We start from the raw sequence: 25,930 nt of genomic DNA, 5'->3' as shown, positions 1-25,930 counted from the left end.
TTCAAAAAACGACTTTTCAGGCCCTTGTTCCCGTGGTAATCGGACAGGCGCCTGCAGATTGAAACCGCGCCTATCCTTGATGGATAGGTTTTTTTGTTGACATAAAGATATAGAGGAGATGATGGAAGTGAAGCAGTATATGATGGATCGAATGGTCAAAATTTCAGCAGGTATGGCAAATGCCGTACTCGTCACGCTCGGTGTCGGTTTATTGATTGAGACGATTGGTAATTTGAGCGGAATCGCGATGCTCGTACAGATTGGACAAGTCGCCAAATCATTGTTGGCACCCGCTTTAGGCGCTGGCGTCGCGTTTCAACTTGGAAGCAACACGCTCATCCTATTTAGCGCCATGATTGCCGCAACCATTGGCGGTGCAGCTTTAAAAGCGACGGAAAGCGGACTCGTCCTCGTTCCAGGTCAACCGATTAGCGCACTGATCGCAGCAGCGGCTGCTGTCTGGCTTGGAAAACGTGTCCTCGGAAAAACAAAGTTTGATATGATGGTCGTTCCGGTCACAGCCGTATTAGGTGGTGGAATCGTTGGGGTTGCTGCAGCAGCGGTCACGACTCCTCTTATCAACTCAATCAGTCAAGGGATCACCGCATCTGTAGAAACGTCGCCGATTGCCACATCTCTTGTCATCGCACTTGTTTTCAGTGTCATGCTTATGTCGCCTGCATCATCTGCCGCACTCGCCATCGCGCTTCAACTTGACCCTGTCGCTAGCGCCGCTGCCTTGATCGGTTGCTCTGCTCAATTTGTTGGATTTACCTTAATGGCATATCGTCAAACCGACCCAGGTGGATTGGTCGCCTCATTCTTTGTCACACCGAAAGTGCAGTTTCCGAATATCATCAAAAATCCGCGAATCGTCGTCCCACCGTTTATCGCCGCGATGATTTCCGCACCGATTGCTACTTTGATGTTCTCACTCCAAGTCCCATATGAAATTGCGGGTCTCGGGCTCAACTCCTTGATTGCCCCGCTTCAGATTTTAGCGGTCCAAGGGTTGGATGCCTTTCTCATCTTCACGATGACCGGCGTCGTACTCCCTGCACTCATTACGTGGGCCCTCTATCGTGTGACGAGTCTTGTCGGATGGACCAAGTTCGGCGATCTCGCACTCGAGATTCAATAATAAATGGAGCGTTGTCACAGGTGGACAACGCTCCATATTTTTTACGCTCGAAGTTCAGCGCCGTGTGTCGCACGGACCGCCTCAACAATTGTTTCATATGCTGCCGTTACTTCTTCATCTTGTAACGTTCGTGACGGGTCTTGGAACTTGAGTGAGAAGGCAATCGATTTCTCATCCGCTCCAACATTCTCCCCTGTATAGACGTCAAACAAGACGAGGTCAATCAAGAGTGGACCAGCCGCTTGGCGAATCGTTTGTTCCACTGTCCCAGCCGGAATCTCACGTGATAAGACGAGTGCCAAATCTCGTGAAATCGATGGATAACGTGGTACGTCTTGATAAAGAAGTGTCTCGTCTCCACGAAGTGCCAAGAGGTCGAGTTCGAATACATACACTTCCTTCATACCGTAGACGTCTTTCGATGTTCCTGGATGCACTTGTCCGACATATCCGATGACCTTTCCGTCCATCAAGATGTTTGCTGTGCGACCTGGATGCATGTCAGGCATCGATACGGCCTCATACGTGACATTAAGGCGAAGCGTTTGGACTAACGTGTCGACAATCCCTTTTGCGACGAAATAGTCGACCGGGACCCGTGTTCCTTGCGAACGATGGTCCATCCAAAGACCTGTGACAACGCCGGCCACCCGTTCTTTCTCACGCGGTAACGTTTCTCCGTGCTCCGTATAGACGCGCCCTGTTTCATAAAGTGCGACGTTCGATTGTTGACGCGCCGTGTTGTAGCGCGCTGCCTCCAACAATCCAGGGATGAGCGACGTACGAAGGACAGAGCGTTCTTCACTCATCGGCATCGCCAATCGGACGAGCTGATCGGTTTCTCCACCGAAACGTGTCGCATGTGCCTCACTCGTTAACGAGTAGGTAATGGCTTGTGATAACCCGACTCCTTGTAACAAGCGACGTGTCTGCCTGCGCAGTACGTTGATTGCTGGCAAATAGCCTTTCGATTGAGAGGCAGGTAACGTCGACGGGAGACTATCATATCCGTATAGACGTGCCACTTCTTCTGTGATATCAGCCGGAAGCTCTAAGTCCGGACGGCGCGATGGAATGTGTACTGTCAGCACTTCATCCCCTTCTGTCGCGAGACCGAGACGCTCCAGGATGTGAACGATTGTCTGGCGATCGAGTGTCATCCCTAAGCGCTTGTTGATATAGTCAATCGACACTTGGATTTCTCGGGCACGTGATTCGGCTTCACCTGAACGCACCGCATCATGAATGGCTCCTCCACCGAGTTCGACAATCAGTTGCGCAGCACGGTCAAGCGCGAGCATGACACGTTCTGGGTCAACGCCTTTTTCGAAACGAGCGCTTGAATCTGAACGTAGACCGAGCGTACGGCTCGTCTTCCGTACGGATGCCGGATCAAAGTACGCTGACTCTAAAATGATATCTGTCGTTGAAAGATCTACCTCTGTATTGGCACCACCCATGACGCCTGCGATGGCGACTGGAGCTTGCCCATCTGTGATGACCATCATCGATGAATCGAGCGTGCGCGTCACGTCGTCGAGTGTGACCATTTCTTCTCCATTTTCGGCTTGACGGACCACAATCGAGTTGCCAAGTTTCTTCGCATCGAATGCGTGAAGCGGTTGTCCGATTTCAAGCATCACATAGTTCGTCACGTCGACAATGTTGTTGATTGGACGGACACCTTCTGCGATCAAGATATTCTTTAGCCATTGTGGCGACTCTGCAATCGTTACCCCTTTTACTTCACGAGCTGCGTAATATGAACAGTTCGGTGTCGCAAGTTCGATAGATACCTCCGATGGTGATGATGACGTGACATCTGCCGTCGGCAACGTGTATGGACGCTCTAAGATGGCCGCAACCTCATGAATGATTCCATAGAGGCTCAAGCAATCTGAACGGTTCGGAGTCAAGCCGAGTTCGATGACCTCATCGTTCAAGTCGAGTAAATCGAGCACATCTGCACCAACTTGTACGGATTCACGGAATGTGTGGATTCCATCTTGCTCGTCTTCCCGAATTTGTTTCTTCTCAAAGCCGAGCTCTTCGAGTGAACAAATCATCCCTTGTGATTCGACACCACGAAGTTTTGCTTTTTTGATTTTAAGTCCTGGTAAGCGTGCGCCAACTTTGGCCACGATCACATGTTGCCCTTCGCGCACGTTCGGTGCGCCACAGACGATTTGAACAGGGTCACATTCTCCGATGTCAACTTTCGTCACGTTTAACTTATCCGCTTCCGGATGTTTCTCACATGAAAGGACCCGCCCGACGACGATCCCAGAAAGTCCTTCCCCACGATTTGTCACACTTTCGACTTCGATTCCGTTCTTCGTAATCAAGTCACCGAGCGCTTCGCCGCTTAAATCGGATACATCAATATATTGATTCAACCATTTTTTTGAAAGTAACATCTGTCTTCCTCCTTAGAATTGCTCGATGAAACGTAAGTCATTTGTGTAGAAATGGCGGATGTCGTCGACGCCGTGTTTGAGCATCGCCATACGCTCCACTCCGATTCCGAATGCGAACCCTGACACTTTTGACGAGTCATAGCCAGCCATCTCCAAGACATGCGGATGGACCATTCCGCCTCCGAGAATTTCAATCCACCCGGTTCCTTTACAAACGTTACATCCTTTCCCGCCACACTTGAAGCAAGAGATGTCGACTTCGACCGATGGTTCCGTGAACGGGAAGAAGCTTGGACGGAGACGAATTTCGCGCGTTTCTCCGAACAACTGCTTCACGAACACTTCGAGTGTCCCTTTCAAGTCAGCCATCGAGATGGATTCATCGACAACCAACCCTTCGATTTGCATGAATTGATGCGAGTGCGTCGCATCGTCTTCATCACGACGATACACTTTACCTGGGCAGATGATGCGAATCGGTTTTCCGTTCGCCTCCAACATCGTGCGAGCCTGTACAGGAGACGTATGAGTACGAAGTAACGTCTCTTCCGTGATATAGAACGAGTCCTGCATGTCTCGTGCCGGATGATCTTTCGGCAAGTTGAGCATTTCGAAGTTGTAGAGATCGGTTTCGACTTCAGGACCTTCAGCAATCGTATATCCGAGTCCAACGAACAAGTCTTCCATCTCGTCGATGATTTGTTGTAAGAGATGACTGTGGCCAGGAGTCGATGTCCGCCCCGGTAGAGTCACATCGAGCGTTTCCGCTTTTAACTTTTCCTCTAATTCAATCGCCTTCACTTCTTCGATTCGAGCATCGAGTGTGCTTTGAATCGCGGTACGAACGGTATTCGCCAACTCACCGATGATTGGACGTTCCTCGGCAGATAATTTACCCATGCCACGAAGTACTTCAGTCATCGGTCCCTTTTTCCCTAAATATTTGATGCGGACGTCATTCAATGATTTTTGTGTGGATGCCTGTTTGATTTCTTCTAACGCTTCCACTTGTAACTGTTCTAATTGTTCTTTCATGTGTTCGCTTCCTCCTCTACATAAAAAAATCCCTTCAGTCGTTGACTGAAGGGACGAATCATCGCGGTACCACCCTACTTGGCCAATTATTCATGGCCCACTTGAGAGCATCGTTATCGTGATGCCAAACCGGTGTTGTCTCCAACACGACTCCAGAGTGAATTCAGCGACGAATCCGGCAAAGGCTCTCAGTCACGGCCCTTGCTCCCTGAACGGAATCGGTCATTCGCTTACTATGTTCTTTCAACGTCATATCTTATTCATCGATGTGTTTAACCTATCACGTTTTTCACGTGCTGACAAGATTATTGTAAAGCGATGCGATACATTAAAATGCCTGCAGCGACCGCCGCATTGAGCGATTCCGCGTCGCCGAGCACTGGAATATGCACACGTGTGTCACAGAGTGCCAATACATCAGCATGGACCCCTTGCGCCTCATTCCCAATCACGAGGGCCACCTTGTCTTCGAATGCAACTTGCTCATACGATGTTGCCTTTGAGAGAGCTGTGCCGTAGACGTGGAATCCATCCTCTTTCAGCTCAGGTAACTTTTCAAGCAAGTCGACCGAGGTCACGTTCACGTGAAACAGTGAACCTTGTGTGGCACGTACGACTTTGGCGTTGAACGGATCGACCGTTCCTTTCCCGAGTAGCACGGTATCGAATCCGGCAGCATCTGCTGTTCGAATCATCGTACCGAGATTACCCGGGTCTTGTACTCGGTCAAGTACGAGTACTTTCTTCATCTTACGTTCAACCGGTGTCATCTTGACAACGGCAAACACGCCTTGGGTCTTTTCTGTTTCGGAAAGAAGGTCCGCAACGTGGTCGGATAACTCGAGGACCGGCATATCCTCAAGACGCCACGTTCCTTTCGGTGAATACGACTCAGCCATGATGAGTTGGACGAGTCGACCGGCACGAATGGCCTCGTCCACCAAATGCTCTCCTTCTACTAGGAATTGACCCGTTTCTTGACGACCTTTTTTCGTCATCAATCGTTTTAATCGTTTAATCGTCTCACTCTTCGTAGACGTAATCTTCGTCATATTATCCCTCTTTCAACCATTGGACCGTTTCGTGGTCTAAACGTTTCGTCAATGCGACAACGAGTTGAACCGCTGCCTCGTAATCATCCTTATGGATGATGGACACGTTCGTGTGTAAATAGCGGACCGGCACTGTCAATGCGATGGCCGGCATCCCAATCCCAGAAAGGTGGAATCGCCCAGCATCTGTGCCACCGCCTGGCGTTAAGTCCAATTGATATTTGATGTCTTGCTCTTTGGCCACGTCAACGATGAGGTCGACAAGGCGTGGGTTCGTGACGGTAGTCGCATCAAAGAAGATGACTTGCACACCGTCACCAAGTTTTGACAACCCTTCTGCTTGGGTCATTCCTGGTGTATCACTTGGAATGCCTGTATCGACAGCAATCGCGACATCCGGGCGAATCAAGTTGGCAGCGGTAACCGCTCCACGTAATCCGACCTCTTCCTGTACCGTCGCTCCTGTATAGACGACGCCAGGGAATGAATCTTCCTTCAGACGTTTTGCTGCTTCGATGGCAATCGCACATCCGATTCGGTTGTCCCATGCCTTCGCCATCAAGAAGTTCTCATTTTTCATGACAGTGAATTCACAATGGGGCACGACCGTATCGCCTGGACGAATTCCCCAATCAGCCACTTCGTCTTTCGACGTGGCACCGATATCTAAGAACATATCTTTGATTTCAACGGGTTTTTTTCGTGCCTCGAGCGGTAGGACGTGAGGTGGTTTCGCACCAATGACACCGGGAATCTTTTCACCAGACCGTGTGACAACATCCATTCGCTGTGCCAACAGCACTTGGTTCCACCAGCCACCGAGCGCTTGGAAACGAAGGAAACCGCCTTCTTCCACACGTGTCACCATGAAGCCGACTTCATCCATGTGACCCGCAATCATGACACGTGGACCTTCAGCATCTCCTGTCACTTGACCAAATAGACTTCCGAGACCATCCTGTTCAAACGACTCGACGTGTGGTTCGAGGTATTCACGCATCAATTGACGGACTTCTCCCTCATTGCCCGGGACGCCTGTTGCATCCGTCAAACGTTTTAACATATGTAACGATTCATTCATACCAATCCGCTCCTTTTCATTAATATCCTTGTTTTTGTCGCTCATGGTTTACTTCATTTTTATTCATGTATGCCAGCAAAATGAGTTGCTCATTAAAACCGAGCGTATAACCAAGTTCGAGATAAGCTGCCATCAGCGTCTCGTACATGGCTTCCGTTTTTGAAAGACCAAAATTCGTCACTTTTCGATAAATATCTAAAAAAGCATCAGTCGCATCAAGATATGAACTTCCCGCAGGAAACGCATCTCGTTCATACCCAAGCGCAAGACCAAGTGACAGTAAGAAATGAATGCCGTCTACATATTCTTCTAAGATCACATCTTGAGGCGACGGTCCTTTCTTCGACCAAAACTTAAAGCTACGTGTTTCGTTAGCCAGTTCACCGAGCTCGACAAGCAGCGCCAGTAACCGTTCATCGAATTGATTGCCGGATAATCCATGTTGTACTTTGATCCGCTCGTCTAATTCGCGCTGCCGATCAAACAATGTTGTCCAGTTCACCGGATGTTCCTCCTCTGTCTCCACTTATAGCAGTACTAAAATCATTAAAGACCAGCCTACTGCTAAAATCAATACTTGTAATTGAAGCAGTTTTGGGGCATGAACAGCCTTCTTCCGAGTCAAATGAAGACCGAACAAGGCACCGATGGCTCCTCCTGCATAGGCGTATAGGACATTAAAGTCACCTTTTCCTTGCGCATACTGTTTCGCTTGGATATAGGTGTAAACGTTCAAGATAATGAGCGCTAAGGCGACGATCGCAACAACCGATTGATTCATACGCTTTCCTCCTTCTCTTAATTCTAAGAAATTCTAAAGAAAAAAGAAAGCGCCGAGAGAGTGTCTCGGCGCTGTCGATTGAACGATTACGCGTTCAATTTTGATTTAGCTGTTTCAGCGAGTGACGCGAATGCCTGTGCATCTGTCACAGCAAGCTCAGCAAGCATCTTACGGTTGATGTCGATTCCTGCAAGCTTAAGGCCGTGCATCATACGGCTGTATGAGAGACCGTTTGTACGTGCTGCCGCATTGATACGTGTGATCCAAAGACGACGGAAATCACGTTTCTTCTGACGACGGTCACGGTAAGCGTACATGAGTGACTTCATGACCTGTTGTTTTGCTACTTTAAATAGAATGTGTTTCGAACCAAAGTATCCTTTGGCAAGTTTAATTTGCTTTTTACGACGTTGACGAGTCGTATAACCGCCTTTTACGCGTGGCATATGGATTCCCTCCTAAATTGTTTCTGTATTACTTCGCGATCATGTTGCGAATGCGTTTGAAGTCTCCAGCTGATACGATAGCGCCTTTACGGAGCTTACGTTTCGCTTTAGTCGATTTGTTTGCGAACAAGTGACTTGTGTAAGCGTGTGAACGCTTGAGTTTACCTGATGCTGTACGTTTGAAACGTTTTGAAGCACCGCGGTGCGATTTCATTTTCGGCATGAGTATTTCCTCCCCACTGAGAATCGATAATTAATCTTCTTTGTTCGGAGCCAGCACTAAGAACATGCTGCGTCCTTCCATCTTCGGCTTTTGTTCAACTGTTGCCAAATCGGCACATTCCGCTGCCATTTTGTCCAAAACACGTTTCCCGATTTCCGAGTGTGTGATGGCACGTCCGCGGAAACGAATCGAAGCCTTCACTTTGTTTCCTTTTTCAAGGAACTTGCGTGCATTACGCAATTTTGTTTGGAAATCGTTGTCCTCGATTGTTGGACTGAGACGTACTTCTTTCATTTGGATGACTTTTTGGTTTTTACGCGCTTCTTTCTCCTTTTTCTGGAGTTCGAAACGGTACTTCCCATAATCCATAATTTTAGCGACCGGTGGATTTGCTTTATCCGCGACTAAGACGAGGTCTAGTTCCGCTTCTTCAGCTAAACGTAACGCATCGTTACGTGATGTCACACCGAGTTGTGCACCGTCTGCGCCAATGAGACGTACTTCACGGGCACGAATGTTTTCGTTGATAAAGAGCTCTTTGCTAATGGTTAGCACCTCCATCGTGCGATTGCACGAGATTTAGATTGACAAGACAACATGGCAATAAAAAAAGCGTCGGCAGTTTCCCACCCACACATCAGTTGAGGTCATAAAACGGCAGACGATGCCGAATGAACCAAGAACTTGATGGACCTGCCTGATGACTCTCAGACGAGGTGAAAAGCGGATGCTTCTGCTTTGTTGTTTTTAATCACTATGTCATCTTAGCACTAGCAGGAAAAGATGTCAAGATATCGCGCATGAATAATTGGTAGCTCACACTTTTATGATGATACCAGTCATTCTCTCGTTTCGCAATACCTTTTCAAAGGGAATAATGAAATATCAAAGGAGGGATCGACATGAACTGGCGAAAAGATGTATCGCGAGAACATGACTACCATGATCAAGTCCAGCAGATTGTCAGTAAGACGATGCAAGCACATGGGTTAGAAGACGAAAAATTACAGGCGGTATTGACAGACTTACTAGAAGAAATGAATCGCATCACTTTAAAAATCGTCGATGACCACGAGTCGGCTCAAAATTATATCCATAAACGGTGGTACTAAAAAAGGGCAGGCACCCTTTTTTAGTACCACTTAGTTTGTAAGTGACTTGAAGAAGTTCCCGATCGCCTCAAACAATCGGGCAAAGAATCCTTTTACTTCTTCTTGTTCAAGGAATGCCTGCACATCTTGACCCGCATCTTTCAATCCACTACTGATCGCTGACCAATCAAGATTTGCTTGCTGCATGTTTTCGAATAGCGTCGTCAGTTGATCGAGTTGACCCTCAGACAACTGAACGTTATTTTGATTCAATACTTGAATGACGATGTCACGAATCTCAATATTTGTCTCTGGCATCTGATTTGCGATTTCCGCTTTAATCTCGTTCATGAGACCTGCTACGTCCTCTTGTCCGACTGTCTTACCGATTTCAGACGTGACCGCCAGCTCTTCTTGCGCCAATTCTTTTCGTTCATCCGACAGTTCAATCCCGGTCTCGGCCGCGGTCTGATCATATGCCTTCATAATTCCCGTCAAGGCCGAGGTACCCGTCACGTTAATCGGTGACGTGATATAAATATCGGCATCCGTCACACCCGCCGTGACGAGGGCGTTCGCATACATATCTTTCGTGACCCACGTCACGTTTTCCGTCTGAATATCAAGACCAGTCCCGTTCGTCAACTTGATTCGGGCAGACGAGTACATGCCGCCTCCACGCTGTGCTTGCGGGACCGAATCACCTAAATACTTTTCTTCATCTGCGGCAGTCGCGATAATGGGTTCGATTCCTTCTGGGGCATCCATACGCTCAAGTACCCATTTTTGTTGCTCTGAAGATAATGATTCACCAAGGGTTACAATCGTATCATTGACGATTGCCTCCGCTCCGACTTTCGGAAGCGCTCCTGTGAACGCAACCGCTCCAATAGTAAGTGCCAATACTGGCTTCATATAATTCATTAAGTATCACTCCTTACGTTTACGATACGTGTAGATGACCAAATACACATCCGTCTATAGACCGAAAAAAACCACCTTTCTGGTTGGAAAGGTGGTCCCTCACTTAACGTGAACGGTTCGCAATCTCATCTGTGAGCGATGCGATGAATTCATCAAGTGAAGCAGAAACTTGTTCCTGCTGACCGTAGCGGCGAATATTGACCGCACGCTCATCTCGCTCTTTATCGCCAAGAACGAGCGTCATCGGAATCTTCTTCATTTGTGCTTCACGAATCTTATAGCCTAGTTTCTCGTCACGGAGATCCGTTTCGACACGAACACCACGTTTGACAAGTTCTGCTTTCACTTCTGCGACGTATTCGTCGTGGACGTGTGAAACCGGGATCAACTTGACTTGGACCGGTGCGAGCCATGTCGGGAACGCGCCTTTATACTCTTCAATCAAGTAAGCGACAAACCGTTCCATCGTCGAGACGACACCACGGTGCAAGACGATTGGACGATGGTCCTTACCGTCTGGCCCAGTGTATGTCAAATCGAAACGTTCCGGAAGCAAGAAGTCGAGTTGGACAGTCGAGAGCGTCTCCTCTTTCCCAAGTGCCGTCCGTACTTGCACGTCGAGTTTCGGTCCGTAAAATGCCGCTTCGCCTTCTGCTTCGAAGTACGGAAGTTCGAGCTCGTCCATCGTTTCCTTCAACTGACTTTGTGCCATTTCCCAAATGGCATCGTTATCGAAATACTTCTCTTTATCAGCAGGATCGCGATACGAGAGACGGAAACGATAATCTTTTATGCCGAAGTCAGCGTATACTTCTTGAATCAAATGAACGATGTCTTTGAATTCTTGCTTCATCTGTTCAGGTGTAACGAACGTATGTCCATCATTCAATACCATATAACGAACACGTTGTAGACCTGTGAGCGCCCCTGACATCTCGTAACGGTGCATCCCGCCAAGCTCAGCGATTCGAAGTGGAAGTTCGCGGTACGAACGTGGCTCATGTTTGTAGATTGTCATGTGGTGCGGGCAGTTCATCGGACGAAGGACGAGTTCTTCGTTGTCCATCTCCATTTTCGGGAACATGTCGTCTTGATAGTGATCCCAATGACCAGATGTCTTATACAAGTCCACCGAACCGAGAACCGGTGTGTAGACATGTTGATATCCGAGTTCGAGTTCTTTATCAACGATGTAGCGCTCGACCGTACGACGAATCGCAGCCCCTTTCGGAAGCCACATCGGAAGCCCTTGACCGACTTCTTGTGAAACGAAGAAGAGGTCGAGTTCTTTCCCGAGTTTACGATGGTCGCGTTCTTTCGCCTCTTCAAGAAGACGCAAGTGTTCAGCGAGTTGTTCTTTCGTCGCCCACGCTGTCCCGTAAATACGCTGTAGCATCTTATTGTCTGAGTCCCCGCGCCAGTAGGCACCAGCCACGCTCATCAATTTGAAGATTTTCAACTTCGATGTTGACGGGACGTGAGGTCCACGGCAAAGGTCAAAGAACTCACCTTGATGATAGATTGTAAGGGTTTGATCAGCAGGAATGTCCTCAATCAACTCAATCTTGAGCGGATCTCCCAATTCTTTATAACGAGCGAGCGCCTCGTCACGGGAAACGACTTCACGTGTGATTTCTAAGTTTTCGTCGACGATGCGTTTCATCATCTTTTCGATTTCAGGAAGGTCTTCCTCATTGATGCGACGATCCATCTCGATATCGTAATAGAACCCGTTCTCAATCGTCGGTCCAATTCCGAGATAGATGTTGTTGTCTTCTCCGTATAACCGTTTGATCGCTTGAGCCATCAAGTGCGCTGACGAGTGACGCATCAAATCAAGACCATCTTCCGAGTCCGGCATCACGAGTTCGATTTTGCCGTCATGTTCGATTGGACGACGATAGTCGATGAGTTCTCCGTCTAGTTTTGCTGCGATTGCCTTTTTACGAAGTCCCGGACTGATCGAGCCCGCGACGTCTTCTGCTGTGACGCCGGCCTCGAACTCTTTTACAGCGCCATCTGGAAATGTTAATTGAATCATGTACATCTGTCCCCTCTCAAAAAATGAATATAAAAAAAGCCCATCCCTCAAAAAGGGACGAGCTTTGATTCTCGTGGTACCACCCTCGTTCCCAAGCAATCTGCTTGGCTCGAACACACGATAACGAGTGTGAATCGCCGCACGATTGACCCGTACGGTGCTCTGAGGGAGTAAATCCATCGTCGTCGTTAGGAAGCTTCCACCGCCCTTCCCTCGCTAAAACTCGTCTCGATGATCCATATCCTCTTCTATGCATCCTTTATATGCTTCTTAGTATAGTCAACTCTCCAAAGAAAAACAATCCTTTACCGACGGCGATTTTCACCCTTTAACTCAATTTGGGTCGTCGTCGTGGAAATACGTTGCATGAGTCGCTGTGCCTTCATTTTATTTTGCGGCGAACCATCGATTGAAAAGTGCGTCTCGAGTTCTTCTCCGCTAAAGTTTGAACTGTAGAGCGTCGGCAAGCGATGCATCATCCGATACTGAAGAATGATCCCGAACAATTCATCTCGTACCCACGGACTGATGGCTTCAGCTCCGATGTCATCAATCAGTAAGACAGGCACATGTTGAAACGACGTCAAGAAAGAGTCGAACGACTCGGTACGAATTTTGCGTTTCGCCTCCGACACAAAGCCCGGAGCATGGACTAGAATCGTCTCGATGTCCGCCACCTTCAACTCATTGGCGATCGCGGCGAGTAAATATGTCTTCCCGACGCCAAAACTACCATGGAGATAGAGGCCGTTCACTTTTTGACGAGACTTCATCCCTGTTACAAATCGCATCGCTTCACGCAATGCGATTTTACGCGCGTCGTCGCCCCAATCGAAAGATTCGAAACTCGCCTCGCGAACTTCTTCCGGTAAAAACAAACTTTTGAATTTACGGTCCATTTCTTTTTGTCGTCTCGCCTGGCGATGTGCGACCGTTTCTTCATATCGAATTGCAATCTGTCCTAAATCGACATAAAGTACCGGTTGATGGCCTGGGATGACGGCCTGATCTTCTCTGAACGTTTTTCCATCCATCTGTTCCGCATACTCACTCAGTTTGGTAAACCCGATTTCAATCGCCTTCTCCTCTAACTCTGGATGAGCGTTCAAAAATGCGATGACACCCGGGTGGTTCAGTGTACGTTTGCGAATCGACTCGTACGCCTCCCGAACTTCTTTTCGGTTCATCAACTGAGACAGCGACTGATTGATTCGTTCCATCCCCTCACCCCTTCTCTTTCAATTCATTTAATAGTTTCACGAGTTCCGCGTCATCCGGTACGGACGACTCGAGTTCTTTTTTCCTCGCTTGGTCGTATGAGCGCTGTTGTTTCGCCTCGTCCTCGAGCCATTTCGGCATATCCCCTTGTTGGGGTTTCCGTCGTGACCCGACTGTGGTGCGTTGCACACTCTCACGTTTTTGCTGTTTCTTCTCGATGAGCGCATCTTGAGACTCTTCACGCTCTAGCGCTTCTTTTGCATTCGTATAGCCCGCTGTTTTCCAACTCGTCGCAATGCGCAAGACATAGTTCTCGCTCAGCCGCGTCTGCTTCTTCACTTCGATACAGTAATAGAAGAGCGCATTGATGACCCCTGGCGCGAGACCGAGTGTGTCGACGAGTTCAATGACTAACTGTTCATCACTTTTTGAAAGATGAGGGGTCTTCCGAAGCGTCGAGACATATTGATGTGGGTGTGCGGACTCCATCACTTCGGGATCATGCAAATCTCCTAGTTTCGTCTGTTCAAGTTCGACGGTCTTCTCTTTCCGGTGGCGCGTCTGTTTCTTCTTCAACTGCAGAACCATTTGACGACAACCGTCCCGCTTCTCTTGTTCGCTGAGTGGCAAGTACGCCTCATGTACGAAATATTCTTTCAACATTTCCGCCATCGTCTCTTCATCGAGTTGTGACACGTAGGCCAATTTTGTGATCGTTTCGTCTAATTTTTTCGTGAAAAATCCAACTGGAAAATTCGTCAGTTTTTTCACAATTTCCATATCGAACGAATAGTTGATCTCAATCTTAGCCCGGTCCGGCTTTTCATAATTTTTTTGTGTGAACGCACGATGGTTCACTCCTTTGACATCAAATACTTCATTGAAATCCTTTGTCACTTCGACGATGCCTGCGGGCAACGGATCAATCGTAAAACGCCCTTGCAGTTGTTTGAATCGTACTTCCCCGACTTTATAGAAGAGGAAACTCGACAGTAACCCATCATTCAAAAACGTGTGCGGTGCAAGCGGAACACGTAACTGATAAACGTATTGTGTCAATCGAGCGTCTTTTGTTTTATAGGTGCGCACTAATCCGATCGCTTCTAAGCGGAACAAACTGTCCATTAACTCATTGATGGAGAACTCCAACATCTCACACAATGCACTATGGGACATATAGTTGGATTTCATTTTGCCCGGTCTTAGTTCACTCCATAACGTTTGATAGAGTGCGAGCGCCTTCACCCCGATGACAGGTTGATATAAGTGGTAAAGGGACTGGTACGATTCACGGTCGACTAGACCGGTACTCATGATTAACAATTCGTCCGTCCCAAAGATTGTACGTTCTTTCTCCATGGCTCTCTCCCTTGAAAAAGGGCGACCAGCAGGCCGCCCTTTAGTTGGTCGAATTTTCTTGCTTCATTAAATCTTCAAGTTCTTTAAAGAACACCTTGATGTCTTTGAATTGACGATAAACCGATGCAAACCGAACATATGCGACTTCATCGACTCGTGCAAGTTCATTCATCACAAGCTCGCCTACTTGTTCACTTGGAATTTCTGACTGGGCGAGGGCACGGAGTTGCTGTTCGACTTTCGTCACAACTCCTTCAAGCTGTTCAAGTGTGACAGGTCGTTTCTCGCACGCCCGAATAATGCCGCGAAGCACTTTTTCACGACTGAACTCTTCACGATTTCCATCTTTTTTAACAATGATGAGCGGTGTCTGTTCAACCGTCTCAAACGTTGTAAACCGATACCCACATTTTTCACATTCACGACGACGTCGAATCGAATAATGGTCTTGCACCGGACGGGAATCGAGCACTCTCGTTCCATTATGATCACATTTCGGACAACGCATGCTCAAACCTCCTTATCGTTCGACAGTTTTATTACCAATGGCACGTAACGGGAATTGTTGTGTGAGCGCCTCGTAGTAGTGCGATACAATTTGCGAAAGGTCTGCACCGAGTCGCTGTTCACGGTTTAATGTAAAATCGACAGCCGTTCGGCCGCCATCCACTTGTACAATCGTGATGAGCCCGTCCCAGCCTTCTCCGAGAAACGAAAGTTCTCCTCGATTCGCATCGATTCGACGAACCGTCTGACCGTTCTCTTGAATTTTTCCTTCTAACCATTGCAACATCGCATGTGACGATGCCGCATAGTAACGTGTTCGGAGCATTTCATTTTTATGTGTATCTTTCGTTTCAATATGTGTTTGTAACTTATCTAACAGTCCCATAATCCACCTCAACGCCTGAGTTATATACGTTAAGCATATCAAAATTAAGGCGACAACAAAACAATTAAAAGGGCTGACCGTTAAACGGCCAGCCTCAAAAGGTCAATCTGATTTATTTGCTGATTGCCACTTGCGCTTCCGGAACACGAATCGGTCCCATTCCACGCTCAAGTTTCACATCTTCACGTACTTTTGCATCCAATCCTTCAGCAATATACTGCGATGCTGTAGCCGGATCGATTCGATCTCCACATGTAAACACGTCAACTGACGCATAGCCATGTTCTGGGAAACTGTGAATCGTTAAGTGTGATTCTGAAATGATGACGACTCCACTTACACCGTGTGGCGCAAATTTGTGGAATGCAACTTCGCGGACTTCAGCGCCCGAACGAAGAGCAGCATCGACGAACAAACGCTCGATGTAGTCGATATCATTTAATTTGTCGGGATTGCACTCCCAAAGTTCTGTAATAATGTGACGTCCCATAGTATCCATATTAGTGGATCCCCCTTTACATCAATGGTCTCAAAGTAGTTGATGATCACTCACTTTGTGCCTGAATCGCCCACAACCACGGGGGCAAGTTAGTCCTAAGAGGTCCTAACCCTTTAAGTTGCGTTTGTCAGACCAATTGAAGTTCACGAAATTGAGTGTAACGTGTTTGGGACGTCGTTACAAGACATTTGATAAAAAAATCTAAAAAATATTTCTCCGCACGTAATATTTTTTAGGCGTGTGTTTCTTGTTGCCCGATTTGAAGATAGCTGGCCACCATATCCAACAAGTCCACGACACGGCATGAGTAGCCCCATTCATTGTCATACCATGCTAGTACTTTGACATGATTCCCTCCGAGTACCATCGTCGAATCCATGTCGATAATCGACGAGCGATCGTCCCCGTTAAAATCGATAGAGACGAGCGGTTCGTGAGAAACGCCTAAAATACCCGTCATTTCTCCATACGCTGCCCGTTCAAACGCTTCATTGACTTCATCGACTGTAACATCTCGGTGGAGTTCGACGACCAAGTCGACAAGTGATACGTTCGGAGTCGGTACACGGAGTGCCATTCCGTTTAACTTCCCTTGTAGTTCCGGCATCACCAGACCAATCGCCTTAGCCGCTCCCGTTGATGTCGGGATGATGGAACTGCCACACGCACGCGCGCGCCGCAAATCTTTATGCGGGTTGTCAATATTGTTCTGATCGTTCGTATAGGCGTGTACTGTCGTAATCAGTCCCGTCTCGATACCGAACGTCGAATGCAAAACCTTCACGACAGGTCCGAGACAGTTCGTCGTACACGATGCGTTTGAAATGATATGGTCTTCCTCCGGGCGATAGTCACGATCATTGACCCCCATCACGATCGTGCGTAAGTCCCCTTTACCCGGTGCGGTCAAAATCACTTTTTTCGCGCCTGCCTCAAGATGAAGTCTTGCCCCGCTATCGGAGTTAAACTTCCCGGTCGCTTCGACGACGATGTCGATTTCAAGGTCTGACCAAGGCAACCGTGATGGATCACGTTCCGAAATAAGTTCAATCCGTTTCCCATCGACTTCGAGCGCATCCCCATGCGCACGTACTGTCAATCCGAATGGACCGTGAATCGAGTCATGTTTAATGAGATGCGCAAGTGTATCCGCCGGATAACTTGCGTTAATCGCCACCACTTCATGACGTCCCTCGAGCATCAATTTTCGAAATACCATTCTTCCGATTCGACCAAATCCGTTAATTGCCACTTTTGTCCCCATGATAGATCCCCCTTTTTCTACATTACGGTTTCATTATAACGGATAGCTGTAAGCGTTTTCACTATGATTCGTCACATTTTTTTCGTTTTTCTTTGTTTATTTTTTGAAAATGAGGGAAATTTCTTGGCGTAACAGACAAGAGAAAGGAGGCGTCATGATGTTTGATTGGGGAGATATCGATAAATTCTTTATTTCGTTCTTTATCATTTTACCGATTGTGACATTAATTCATGAGCTTGGACACTTCTTCTTCGCAAAGTTGTTCGGCGGCTCACTCGATATGCAAATCGGTACCGGGAAGAAACTATTTAAAGTAGGTCGTTTACAAGTAAATCGTGTTTATTTTTACGATGCATGGTGCCAGTTCACTGATTTAAGATGGAGCAACAAGGTCACCCGTACGCTAGTCTATGGCGGTGGAGCCATTTTCAATTTAACGAGCATCTTAATCGTCAACGCGTTCATTCTTCGACGAGATATTGAACCGACACTCTATACCTATCAGTTCGCCTATTTCTCGTTCTACTATATCTTCTTCTCACTCTATCCCATCTATTATTCGAACGGTCATCCTAGTGATGGACGTGCGATTTATGATACATGGAAAAAAGGGTCTCCAGAATCCGATCCATTAAACTAAAAAGAAGGCGATATCAGTCGCCTTCTTTTTGTATCGTTTGAAACTGTTCGACCAGACGATTGATTTGTGGAGGGAGGTCCCCTAATGCCCCATTATTGTTTATGAGGAAATCCGCCTGGTGCTTTTTATCTTCAATTGGAATCTGTGAACGAATACGGGCTAACGCCTCTTCTTTCGTCAATCCATTCCGTTCCATGAGACGCATCAGTTGAATCTCTTCACGGCAATAGACGACGACGGAATAATCAACCAGATCGAGCATCGTCCCTTCAAACAGTAAGGGAATATCAAAAATGACGACAGGTTCCCCCGATGCCTCATACGTTCGCATTTGCTCGTTCATTTCTTCTCGAATCGCTGGATGCATCAATTGATTCAATTGCTGACGTTTTGCTTCATCATGGAAGATTTCCCGACCGAGCGCAGGACGGTTCAGCACGTCGCCCACAAAACATTTTGGAAATGCGGCCCTTACCCCCTCAATCGCCTTTCCTCCTGGTTCAACGACCGTCCTTGCAATCAAATCGGCATCGATAATCGGAATGCCTCGTTCTCGAAACAGTCGCGATACCGTAGACTTCCCGGTTGCAATTCCACCAGTCAATCCAATCTTCAACATACACGTCCACCCCTTAACGTTGTTGACAGTGCGGACAGTAATGCGTACCTCGCCCGCCCAATTTCATCTTTTCAATTTCATGTCCGCATCGGCGGCACGGTTCTCCGGTCTGTCCATACACGTAGAGCCTCTCTTGAAACGTTCCTGTGGCCCCATCTGGATTGGCATAACTGCGAATCGTACTACCTCCACGCTCAATGGCCTCAGTCAAGACAGCAATGGCTTCAGTCCGCACACGGTCGACTTCTTCATGTGACAAACTTGCGGCCGGTCGTGTCGGATGGACACCCGCACGAAACAACGTCTCATCTACATAGATGTTACCTAATCCAACAAAGATGGACTGATCGAGGAGGGCGGTCTTAATCGCGCGTGTCTTCATGCGCTCTAAACGTCGGTGTAACACCTCGGTTGTCACACGCTCGTCAAATGGCTCGTACGCAAGTAATGAGAGCGGTGGTGTGGTGTGAATCGTTTCATTCGTCCGCAACTCCATCGTACCGAATTTACGGACATCATTATAGTGTAGAGTCGATTGGTCCGTGAACGTAATCACGATATGTGTATGTTTTACCGGTTCTGTAATGGAGTCATAAGGGAAAAACTTCCCTTCCATCCGAAGATGGGAGACGAGATATCCGTTCGTCAATTTGAATAAGATGAATTTCCCCCGACGTTCCACATCCGTAATCGTTTCTCCAATCAAATGGTGAACCCATTCTTCGGGGTCGAGTCCGCGGATAATTTTAGGGTCGAGGACATCGACAGACTGAATCGTTTTTCCTGAAACGGCAGGTCGCAACCTACGACAGACCGTTTCGACTTCTGGTAATTCTGGCATACTGATTTCCTTTCTATCCGTTTATTTCGTGTCAAACCATGTCGTTCCAACCGCTCCGTCCGCACGTAACGGGACATCAAGTGTGACCGTATGTTCCATCGCTTCGGTCACAAGTTTTTCTAATGCTTCCATCTCTTCGGCCGGACCTTCGAATATCAATTCATCGTGTACTTGTAACAACAGCTTAGATTGAAGTTTTGACGTGTTTAACGCATGATCGACATCAATCATCGCTTTTTTAATAATGTCCGCTGCCGTTCCTTGAATCGGTGTGTTGATTGCGGTACGTTCAGCAAACCCACGCAAGTTGAAATTACGAGAATGGATGTCCGGGATGTTCCGGCGTCGTTTCAACATCGTCTCGACGAACCCGTGTTCACGTGCCCGTTCAATCGCGGCATCCATGAACGTCTTCACCCCAGGGAACTGTTCAAAGTACGTATCGATAAAGGTCTGCGCTTCTTTCCGTGTAATCCCTAGGTTTTGTGAGAGTCCATAATCACTGATGCCATAGATGATTCCGAAGTTGACGGCTTTTGCTTGACGACGCATGAGTGACGTAACTTCTTCAGTGGAAACTTTAAACACGTTCGCCGCCGTCGACGTATGAATATCCTCATCGTGAAGGAAGGCTGCCATCATCTTCTCATCTTGTGACATATGTGCCATGATGCGCAGTTCGATTTGAGAGTAATCGACCGCATAAAGTACCCATCCCGGTTCACTCGCGGTAAACGCTTTACGGATGCGACGCCCTTCTTCTAATCGAATCGGAATATTTTGAAGGTTCGGGTTAACCGACGAAAGCCGTCCCGTTTGAGTAAGCGTCTGTGTATAACGCGTATGAATCTTGCCATCATCCTTCACGACTTTCTGCAAGCCCTCGACATACGTGGACTGAAGTTTGCCAAGTTCACGATAATGCATGATTTTCTCAATGATCGGATGAAGCGGTGCCAATTTTTCGAGGACATCCGCTGCCGTTGAGTATCCTGTTTTCGTCTTTTTCACAGGAGGGAGTGACAGTTTTTCAAATAATACGACCCCTAACTGTTTCGGTGAGTTGATGTTGAACGGTTCCCCGGCTAATTCATGAATCGTGACCTCAAGTGCATTTAGACGTTCACGCAGGTCCGTTTCCATATGTTGAAGCGTTTCGACATTTACGTGGATACCAGCCCACTCCATCTCGGCCAATACGGAGACGAGCGGTTTTTCAAGCGCCTCATAGAGTTCTGTCTGTTCATTCTCTTTCAACTCCGAAACAATGCGTTCAAACAATGTATAGATGGCGTACGCCTTTTCTGCGAGATGAGCATGAAAAACATTCTCTTCCGGCACCTTGATTTTTGCACCTTTTCCGTAGACCGTTTCATCTTCCTCAAGAGGATACGTAAAGTGTGCGGCAATCGAGCTGAGAGACGTCCCACCAGATAGGTTGAGCAAATACCCTGCGACAAGCAGGTCTTCATACCCACGCAGTGCCAATTGGTGACGTTTCAATTGAATAATTGTCTGCTTCGCATCGAGACAAATCGTCGTCTTCGTCTCGTTTTCGATCCATTCCTTGACCCGTTCGTCCTCAAGAAGCGTCACATCTCCAATCGTGACACCTCGTTCCGACGCGATCGCCACTCCAATCACGTCTTCTTCAAAATAATCATCATTCAGCTGTTCAAGCATTAACACAGCTCGCGATAAATCTTGATCGGCCAACGCGATTGTTGGTCGTTCCGCTTTTTCAACCGGTTCTTCTGAAGAGGTATCCGTCAGTTTGCCGATGAGTGACTTGAACTGTAAATCCATAAATAACGTTTTGACGACCGAAGCGTCATATGGCTTAAAGAGAAGATCATCCATCGTCACATCAATCGGTACATCCGTGTAAATGGTCGCCAACTGTTTCGACATTTTCGCTTCTTGTTCATTCGCCTCTACTTTTTCCTTTTGCTTCCCTTTCAACTCATCCGTATGTTCGTAAAGGGCCTCGACGGTACCGTATGTGGCAATCAACTTCAGTGCCGTCTTTTCCCCGACCCCTGGAATACCAGGAATGTTGTCAGATTTATCTCCCATTAATCCTTTTAGGTCAATCATCTGAATCGGTTGTAGTCCGTCGTAGCGTTCCTTGAACGCGGTCACGGTCATTTTCTCGACGTCGGTGATGCCTCGTTTCGTCAAATAGACCGTCACACGTTCATTGATCAATTGAAGTAAATCCTTATCCCCCGTCACAACCGTCACCTGATCAAAAGTCGGGTCTTTTGAGAGCGTCCCGATGATATCATCCGCCTCGTATTGGTCAAGCTCTAAGACAGAGATGCCAAACGCCCGACAAACGTCACGCACGAGCGGAAATTGTTCACGCAATTCTCCCGGTGTCTTTTGACGTCCACCTTTGTATTCCGCGAACGTATCGTGACGGAACGTTTTCTTTGACGCATCGAACGCCACAGCAAAATGAGTCGGTTGCTCATCTTCCATTAGTTTCAATAACATCATCGTAAACCCATACACTGCATTCGTATTCCGACCTGACGCATCCGACATCGGAGGCAGTGCAAAAAACGCACGATATGTTAAGGAGTTCCCATCAAGGACTAGTAGTTTATTCATTCAATCGACCTCCATTCTTCTCTTCAACCATCATACCATACGGGTACATGCGTTCGAAAAAAAAGACCCTTTTCTACGAATAGAAAAGGGCCAAATTCTCGATCGTGTGGAGATGAGCACCGATCGAGTCACGAGATGATGAAGAGGTCTCATTCATAGGATAGCAAGGTTTTGTAAAGTAAATATGAACGAACGATAAAGTCATTGTTAAACCCGAGGGAATGTAATGGTAAACGTCGTTCCTTTGCCTTCCTCACTCTCTACGTCGATCGTGGCATGATGCAAATCGATGATGTGTTTCACGATGGCGAGTCCGAGGCCAGTTCCACCCGAGTTCCGACTTCTTGCCTTATCGACACGATAGAAGCGCTCAAAAATACGACTCACTTCTTTTTCGGCGATCCCGATTCCGTTGTCCTTGACGCGAAGTTTATAGGAATCTGCCATTGCTTCCACGGCGATGTCGACACGACTTCCTTCTGGTGAATAGTTGATGGCGTTGGCGACCAAGTTCATGATGACTTGCTTCATTCGGTTCAGGTCCGCTTGCAAGACGACCGTCCCCTCGTGTTTCGTTTCTAGCTGAATCGACTTCTTGCTCGCCTTTTGACTGAGCAGGAGACAGACCTCATCGACGAGCTGATTCAGATCGACGGACACCAACTCCATTTGGAAGTCATCCCGCTCCAATCTCGACAATTCAAGGAGATCCTCAACAAGCATCTGCATCCGTGTCGCTTCTTTCTGGATGATGTCTAAAAACTGGTCTCGAAGTTCCGGGACTTCTTTCGCCCCATCAAGAAGCGTCTCACTAAACCCACGTATGGATGTGAGCGGTGTCTTCAGTTCATGACTAACGTTCGCCACGAAATCTTTCCGCATCTTCTCAAGTCGTTTCAGTTCCGTGATATCGTTAAACAGTAACGTCGTGCCGCGAAGCATCCCGGTGTCACTGAAAATCGGTGCTGCGGATACCATATACGTTTTTTGATTGAATCCCGTTCGAATCGATAACTGACGGCGGTGGACCTCTTCCGTCAGATAAACGTCTTCGATGAGCGATTCTACTTCAGGACTCGGTAGAATCCCGTGATAAAATTGTCCAATCGTTAAATCATCGTATTGGAACATTTCACGATAAGAGCGGTTGACCAACGTGACAATCCCTCGCTCGTCGACGAGCAGAAGACCCGCCCCCATATACTCGATTAACGATTCGAGTCTCGCCCGTTGTACGGACTCCCCGAGAGAAATCGACTCCAAATTCCGGGCAAGCACGTTGATTGACCCTGCTAGGCTACCTGTCTCTTCATCATTTCTGAGTTCATACACACGGGCCCGATAATTCCCGTCCGCCAGTTCCCGCAAGACGATCGTCGCCTCATCGATTGGTCGAATAAATTGATTCGTCAAATGTTGGAGCACGAATAAAATTATGAAGAAGGAGAAGAAGAGCGCGAGGGCAATCGTCAACCAGATGCGATTATACACCCCTTCTAAATCCGATACATAACGAATGAATGTTAAATAGACCGTCCCACCGGTCGCAAGTTCGATCGGTTTTGTGTATTGAATCAACTCGTCCTCATCCGCTTCACCGAACGTCCCTTCCTCAGGGACCATACTCGGATCAATTTTGTAATCGATGGACCCCACGCGAAACGGTGTGCCAGCGATTACCTCCATCCGACTATTGAGAAGGAGAATATCAAAACTGCTCCCGTCATCGATTTGAGCGACATACTCACGAGTCTCGTCCAATCCGCCTCCTTCGAGGTAGAGGGCTGCCAATTGAGCATCTTCTTTTAGACGATCTCGTTCTGAATCCAGATAAAAATCTTTGAAGAGCTGCCCAAGGACAATCCCGAGCGTCAGCAAGACACCGGTGACAAGAAAAATGAGAGTCGTCATAAATCTAGAGCGATACGTCTTCATTCCGAAGTCGGCTCCTCCATCTTATAGCCAAGACCGCGAATCGTTTTAATATAGGTCGGTTTCTTCGTTACCGGTTCAATTTTTTCACGAAGGTGACTGATATGGACATCAACAATCCGGGTATCACCCACAAAGTCATAATTCCAAATGGCCGATAACAATTGATCTCGAGTCAACACGCGCCCTTTATTTTTCGCCAAATAGGCTAACAATTCAAATTCTTTCGGCGTTAACTCAAGGCGCTCCCCTTGCTTGAACACTTCGTAGTTTGAAGCGACGATTTTAACATCTCCGATTTGAATGATGTCCTCTTCAACCGCCGATTCTTGCGGGGCAGAACGTCTAAGAATCGCTTTGACGCGCGCGACTACTTCACGTGGGCTGAACGGCTTCGTCAAATAATCGTCCGCTCCGAGCTCGAGCCCCAATACTTTGTCAAACTCATCATCTTTTGCCGTGAGCATTAAAATCGGTGTATTGACTTTTTGCTGACGGAGTCGTTTGCACACTTCAAGTCCATCCATCTCCGGCAGCATCAAGTCGAGCACGATGAGCACGGCATCCTTTTTCTCAGCCAATTCCAATCCAGTTTTGCCGTCGTGCGCCGTCTCTACTTCAAAGCCAGCCTGTTCTAAATTAAATTTCAATAATGTCGCAATCGATACTTCATCGTCGACAACAATTACTTTATCAGCCACACTGCTTCCTCCTCTTAAACCATCAAATGTCACTTTCTATTTTACAAATCAATGCTTGAAACGACCAACCTCAAAGCAAATCTTTACAAAAACAAAACAAATCCACTTTCAGTGTAGCATGTTCGATAAGAGAGAAGACGCAAAAAAGGTGCCTCCTGCAACATGACAGGAAACACCTCAAACTTATAAGACGCTTAATACCGAGCGGACAGAATCCGCAGACTTCGATAGCGCTGCTTTTTCTTCATCCGTCAAGTCGAGCTCTAACACTTGCTCAATTCCATGTTTTCCAAGAATCGTCGGGACGCCAAGATACAAATCATGGAATCCGTACTCTCCCTCAAGGTATGCGATGGCCGGTAAGATTCGACGCTGATCTTTTACAATCGCCTCGACCATCTCCGCGATGGCAGCGGCTGGCGCATAATACGCCGAGCCATCGCCCAGTAGTTGGACAATCTCGCCGCCACCTTTTCGTGTCCGTTCGACGATTTGCTCGATTCGCTCATATGGGATGAGCTTTTCGAGCGGAATGCCTCCAGCGTAAGAATAGCGTACGAGAGGCACCATATCGTCTCCATGACCACCAAGGACGAATCCGGATACGTCTTTGACAGAAACATTCAGCTCTTGTGCCACAAACGTTCGGAAGCGAGCCGTATCCAATACACCGGATTGACCGATGACGCGTTCTTTCGGGAACCCTGATTCTTTGAACGCCGCGTACGTCATGGCGTCTACTGGGTTCGTCAATACGATCAGGATGGCGTCTGGAGAGTAACGGGCAATCTCTTTCACAACCGAGCGCATGACGTTTGCATTCGTTGCGACGAGGTCGTCCCGGCTCATCCCCGGCTTGCGCGCGATTCCCGCGGTAATGACAACCACATCGGAATCGGCCGTGTCCGCGTAATCAGACGTACCTGTGACCCACGAATCAAACCCTTGAATCGGTGCCGTTTCTTGCATGTCGAGCGCTTTCCCTTTCGTCGGTCCTACTTTTTCTTCCATATCGAGCAGTACGACATCCCCTAGCTCACGTTGAGCCAAGTACAGTGCAGTCGTTGCACCGGTGAAGCCACTTCCAATAACAGAAATTTTGTTACGACGAATCATG

Annotated in this window: 26 protein-coding genes; 3 read left to right on the top strand and 23 right to left on the bottom strand. The window is 47.7% G+C overall.

The window, feature by feature from the left end:
• Nucleotides 1-118: 118 nt before the first annotated feature.
• Entirely contained in the window at nt 119-1,141 is a 1,023-nt protein-coding gene (locus tag KNO69_RS04450; protein WP_214816289.1) for a PTS sugar transporter subunit IIC, read from the top strand.
• Nucleotides 1,142-1,182: 41 nt separating this feature from the next.
• Here the strand turns inward: KNO69_RS04450 and pheT are convergent, their stop codons facing one another.
• From pheT to infC, 9 genes are all read right to left on the bottom strand, one after another.
• Nucleotides 1,183-3,558: a phenylalanine--tRNA ligase subunit beta gene (gene pheT, locus KNO69_RS04445; RefSeq protein WP_214816286.1), complete on the bottom strand. Its 2,376-nt coding sequence runs from the start codon at nt 3,556-3,558 to the stop codon at nt 1,183-1,185.
• A 12-nt stretch (nt 3,559-3,570) separates the two neighbouring features.
• Nucleotides 3,571-4,593, bottom strand: coding sequence for a phenylalanine--tRNA ligase subunit alpha (gene pheS / locus KNO69_RS04440; protein ID WP_012726691.1), 1,023 nt, complete (start codon nt 4,591-4,593; stop codon nt 3,571-3,573).
• A 305-nt stretch (nt 4,594-4,898) separates the two neighbouring features.
• Entirely contained in the window at nt 4,899-5,645 is a 747-nt protein-coding gene (locus KNO69_RS04435) for a TrmH family RNA methyltransferase (protein WP_031423182.1), read from the bottom strand.
• A 1-nt stretch (nt 5,646) separates the two neighbouring features.
• Complete coding sequence (locus tag KNO69_RS04430) at nt 5,647-6,726, bottom strand: M42 family metallopeptidase (RefSeq protein ID WP_031423180.1); 1,080 nt, start codon at nt 6,724-6,726, stop codon at nt 5,647-5,649.
• Between the two features lie 19 nt (nt 6,727-6,745).
• Nucleotides 6,746-7,228, bottom strand: a complete 483-nt coding sequence (locus tag KNO69_RS04425; RefSeq protein ID WP_214816283.1) for a dUTP diphosphatase — start codon at nt 7,226-7,228, stop codon at nt 6,746-6,748.
• A gap of 24 nt (nt 7,229-7,252) precedes the next feature.
• The gene (locus tag KNO69_RS04420; RefSeq protein ID WP_074036543.1) at nt 7,253-7,507 is read right to left on the bottom strand and encodes a hypothetical protein; all 255 of its coding nucleotides are present in this window, start codon (nt 7,505-7,507) and stop codon (nt 7,253-7,255) included.
• An 86-nt stretch (nt 7,508-7,593) separates the two neighbouring features.
• Nucleotides 7,594-7,953 carry a 50S ribosomal protein L20 gene (rplT, locus tag KNO69_RS04415; protein ID WP_012726696.1) on the bottom strand — a complete coding sequence of 120 codons (360 nt, stop codon included), beginning with the start codon at nt 7,951-7,953 and terminating at the stop codon, nt 7,594-7,596.
• 28 nt (nt 7,954-7,981) lie between these two features.
• Nucleotides 7,982-8,176 carry a 50S ribosomal protein L35 gene (gene rpmI, locus KNO69_RS04410; RefSeq protein WP_012726697.1) on the bottom strand — a complete coding sequence of 65 codons (195 nt, stop codon included), beginning with the start codon at nt 8,174-8,176 and terminating at the stop codon, nt 7,982-7,984.
• Between the two features lie 30 nt (nt 8,177-8,206).
• Nucleotides 8,207-8,737: a translation initiation factor IF-3 gene (gene infC / locus KNO69_RS04405; RefSeq protein ID WP_012726698.1), complete on the bottom strand. Its 531-nt coding sequence runs from the start codon at nt 8,735-8,737 to the stop codon at nt 8,207-8,209.
• 341 nt (nt 8,738-9,078) lie between these two features.
• Here infC and KNO69_RS04400 point away from each other — a divergent pair, with 341 nt between their 5' ends.
• A complete protein-coding gene (locus KNO69_RS04400) occupies nt 9,079-9,288 on the top strand; it encodes a hypothetical protein (RefSeq protein ID WP_012726699.1) in 210 nt (69 codons plus the stop codon).
• Nucleotides 9,289-9,318: 30 nt separating this feature from the next.
• Here KNO69_RS04400 and KNO69_RS04395 read toward each other — a convergent pair whose 3' ends face one another.
• From KNO69_RS04395 to KNO69_RS04360, 8 genes are all read right to left on the bottom strand, one after another.
• On the bottom strand, nt 9,319-10,191 hold the full coding sequence (locus KNO69_RS04395) for a DUF1002 domain-containing protein (protein ID WP_084543060.1): 873 nt from the start codon (nt 10,189-10,191) through the stop codon (nt 9,319-9,321).
• 103 nt (nt 10,192-10,294) lie between these two features.
• On the bottom strand, nt 10,295-12,238 hold the full coding sequence (gene thrS, locus KNO69_RS04390) for a threonine--tRNA ligase (RefSeq protein WP_214816280.1): 1,944 nt from the start codon (nt 12,236-12,238) through the stop codon (nt 10,295-10,297).
• A gap of 299 nt (nt 12,239-12,537) precedes the next feature.
• Nucleotides 12,538-13,452: a primosomal protein DnaI gene (gene dnaI / locus KNO69_RS04385; RefSeq protein ID WP_214816277.1), complete on the bottom strand. Its 915-nt coding sequence runs from the start codon at nt 13,450-13,452 to the stop codon at nt 12,538-12,540.
• Nucleotides 13,453-13,456: 4 nt separating this feature from the next.
• Nucleotides 13,457-14,809 carry a DnaD domain protein gene (locus KNO69_RS04380; RefSeq protein WP_214816272.1) on the bottom strand — a complete coding sequence of 451 codons (1,353 nt, stop codon included), beginning with the start codon at nt 14,807-14,809 and terminating at the stop codon, nt 13,457-13,459.
• Between the two features lie 40 nt (nt 14,810-14,849).
• The gene (gene nrdR / locus KNO69_RS04375) at nt 14,850-15,317 is read right to left on the bottom strand and encodes a transcriptional regulator NrdR (RefSeq protein ID WP_214816269.1); all 468 of its coding nucleotides are present in this window, start codon (nt 15,315-15,317) and stop codon (nt 14,850-14,852) included.
• Between the two features lie 12 nt (nt 15,318-15,329).
• On the bottom strand, nt 15,330-15,701 hold the full coding sequence (locus KNO69_RS04370) for a hypothetical protein (protein WP_214816266.1): 372 nt from the start codon (nt 15,699-15,701) through the stop codon (nt 15,330-15,332).
• Nucleotides 15,702-15,813: 112 nt separating this feature from the next.
• On the bottom strand, nt 15,814-16,200 hold the full coding sequence (gene speD / locus KNO69_RS04365; RefSeq protein WP_012726707.1) for an adenosylmethionine decarboxylase: 387 nt from the start codon (nt 16,198-16,200) through the stop codon (nt 15,814-15,816).
• A gap of 232 nt (nt 16,201-16,432) precedes the next feature.
• Complete coding sequence (locus tag KNO69_RS04360; RefSeq protein WP_214816264.1) at nt 16,433-17,464, bottom strand: glyceraldehyde-3-phosphate dehydrogenase; 1,032 nt, start codon at nt 17,462-17,464, stop codon at nt 16,433-16,435.
• A gap of 157 nt (nt 17,465-17,621) precedes the next feature.
• On the opposite strand from KNO69_RS04360, the gene KNO69_RS04355 reads away from it, so the two are divergent.
• Entirely contained in the window at nt 17,622-18,104 is a 483-nt protein-coding gene (locus KNO69_RS04355) for a site-2 protease family protein (protein WP_214816261.1), read from the top strand.
• Nucleotides 18,105-18,117: 13 nt separating this feature from the next.
• Here the strand turns inward: KNO69_RS04355 and coaE are convergent, their stop codons facing one another.
• The 6 genes from coaE to mdh all read right to left on the bottom strand — a co-directional run bounded on the left by coaE (nt 18,118) and on the right by mdh (nt 25,929).
• A complete protein-coding gene (gene coaE / locus KNO69_RS04350; RefSeq protein ID WP_012726710.1) occupies nt 18,118-18,723 on the bottom strand; it encodes a dephospho-CoA kinase in 606 nt (201 codons plus the stop codon).
• Nucleotides 18,724-18,736: 13 nt separating this feature from the next.
• Nucleotides 18,737-19,564 carry a bifunctional DNA-formamidopyrimidine glycosylase/DNA-(apurinic or apyrimidinic site) lyase gene (mutM, locus tag KNO69_RS04345; protein ID WP_078147185.1) on the bottom strand — a complete coding sequence of 276 codons (828 nt, stop codon included), beginning with the start codon at nt 19,562-19,564 and terminating at the stop codon, nt 18,737-18,739.
• A gap of 21 nt (nt 19,565-19,585) precedes the next feature.
• Nucleotides 19,586-22,180, bottom strand: coding sequence for a DNA polymerase I (gene polA / locus KNO69_RS04340; protein ID WP_078147186.1), 2,595 nt, complete (start codon nt 22,178-22,180; stop codon nt 19,586-19,588).
• Nucleotides 22,181-22,387: 207 nt separating this feature from the next.
• Nucleotides 22,388-24,115, bottom strand: a complete 1,728-nt coding sequence (gene pnpS / locus KNO69_RS04335; RefSeq protein WP_214816258.1) for a two-component system histidine kinase PnpS — start codon at nt 24,113-24,115, stop codon at nt 22,388-22,390.
• Nucleotides 24,112-24,813: a response regulator transcription factor gene (locus KNO69_RS04330; RefSeq protein WP_012726714.1), complete on the bottom strand. Its 702-nt coding sequence runs from the start codon at nt 24,811-24,813 to the stop codon at nt 24,112-24,114. Before KNO69_RS04330 ends, pnpS begins: the two co-directional genes overlap by 4 nt.
• Nucleotides 24,814-24,996: 183 nt before the next feature.
• The gene (mdh, locus tag KNO69_RS04325; RefSeq protein WP_214816255.1) at nt 24,997-25,929 is read right to left on the bottom strand and encodes a malate dehydrogenase; all 933 of its coding nucleotides are present in this window, start codon (nt 25,927-25,929) and stop codon (nt 24,997-24,999) included.
• Nucleotide 25,930 lies beyond the last annotated feature (1 nt).

The sequence above is a fragment of the Exiguobacterium sp. s131 genome (assembly GCF_018617345.1).
In the GTDB taxonomy this organism is placed as follows: domain Bacteria; phylum Bacillota; class Bacilli; order Exiguobacteriales; family Exiguobacteriaceae; genus Exiguobacterium; species Exiguobacterium profundum.
The sequence above is the reverse complement of the archived record's forward strand: the minus strand, read 5'-3'. Positions and strand labels throughout refer to the sequence as shown.

Bases quoted from the DNA above. Each gene is read 5' to 3' on its own strand.
- KNO69_RS04370 (WP_214816266.1), bottom strand. From the start codon at position 15,701: ATGGGACTGTTAGATAAGTTACAAACACATATTGAAACGAAAGATACA.
- mutM (WP_078147185.1), bottom strand. From the start codon at position 19,564: ATGCCAGAATTACCAGAAGTCGAAACGGTCTGTCGTAGGTTGCGACCT.
- KNO69_RS04430 (WP_031423180.1), bottom strand. From the start codon at position 6,726: ATGAATGAATCGTTACATATGTTAAAACGTTTGACGGATGCAACAGGC.
- KNO69_RS04380 (WP_214816272.1), bottom strand. From the start codon at position 14,809: ATGGAGAAAGAACGTACAATCTTTGGGACGGACGAATTGTTAATCATG.
- coaE (WP_012726710.1), bottom strand. From the start codon at position 18,723: ATGTTGAAGATTGGATTGACTGGTGGAATTGCAACCGGGAAGTCTACG.
- mdh (WP_214816255.1), bottom strand. From the start codon at position 25,929: ATGATTCGTCGTAACAAAATTTCTGTTATTGGAAGTGGCTTCACCGGT.
- KNO69_RS04450 (WP_214816289.1), top strand. From the start codon at position 119: ATGATGGAAGTGAAGCAGTATATGATGGATCGAATGGTCAAAATTTCA.
- KNO69_RS04420 (WP_074036543.1), bottom strand. From the start codon at position 7,507: ATGAATCAATCGGTTGTTGCGATCGTCGCCTTAGCGCTCATTATCTTG.
- KNO69_RS04395 (WP_084543060.1), bottom strand. From the start codon at position 10,191: ATGAATTATATGAAGCCAGTATTGGCACTTACTATTGGAGCGGTTGCG.
- rplT (WP_012726696.1), bottom strand. From the start codon at position 7,953: ATGCCACGCGTAAAAGGCGGTTATACGACTCGTCAACGTCGTAAAAAG.
- KNO69_RS04360 (WP_214816264.1), bottom strand. From the start codon at position 17,464: ATGGGGACAAAAGTGGCAATTAACGGATTTGGTCGAATCGGAAGAATG.
- speD (WP_012726707.1), bottom strand. From the start codon at position 16,200: ATGGATACTATGGGACGTCACATTATTACAGAACTTTGGGAGTGCAAT.
- KNO69_RS04355 (WP_214816261.1), top strand. From the start codon at position 17,622: ATGTTTGATTGGGGAGATATCGATAAATTCTTTATTTCGTTCTTTATC.
- thrS (WP_214816280.1), bottom strand. From the start codon at position 12,238: ATGTACATGATTCAATTAACATTTCCAGATGGCGCTGTAAAAGAGTTC.
- pheT (WP_214816286.1), bottom strand. From the start codon at position 3,558: ATGTTACTTTCAAAAAAATGGTTGAATCAATATATTGATGTATCCGAT.
- infC (WP_012726698.1), bottom strand. From the start codon at position 8,737: ATGGAGGTGCTAACCATTAGCAAAGAGCTCTTTATCAACGAAAACATT.
- rpmI (WP_012726697.1), bottom strand. From the start codon at position 8,176: ATGCCGAAAATGAAATCGCACCGCGGTGCTTCAAAACGTTTCAAACGT.
- pnpS (WP_214816258.1), bottom strand. From the start codon at position 24,115: ATGAAGACGTATCGCTCTAGATTTATGACGACTCTCATTTTTCTTGTC.
- KNO69_RS04435 (WP_031423182.1), bottom strand. From the start codon at position 5,645: ATGACGAAGATTACGTCTACGAAGAGTGAGACGATTAAACGATTAAAA.
- polA (WP_078147186.1), bottom strand. From the start codon at position 22,180: ATGAATAAACTACTAGTCCTTGATGGGAACTCCTTAACATATCGTGCG.
- dnaI (WP_214816277.1), bottom strand. From the start codon at position 13,452: ATGGAACGAATCAATCAGTCGCTGTCTCAGTTGATGAACCGAAAAGAA.
- KNO69_RS04400 (WP_012726699.1), top strand. From the start codon at position 9,079: ATGAACTGGCGAAAAGATGTATCGCGAGAACATGACTACCATGATCAA.
- nrdR (WP_214816269.1), bottom strand. From the start codon at position 15,317: ATGCGTTGTCCGAAATGTGATCATAATGGAACGAGAGTGCTCGATTCC.
- pheS (WP_012726691.1), bottom strand. From the start codon at position 4,593: ATGAAAGAACAATTAGAACAGTTACAAGTGGAAGCGTTAGAAGAAATC.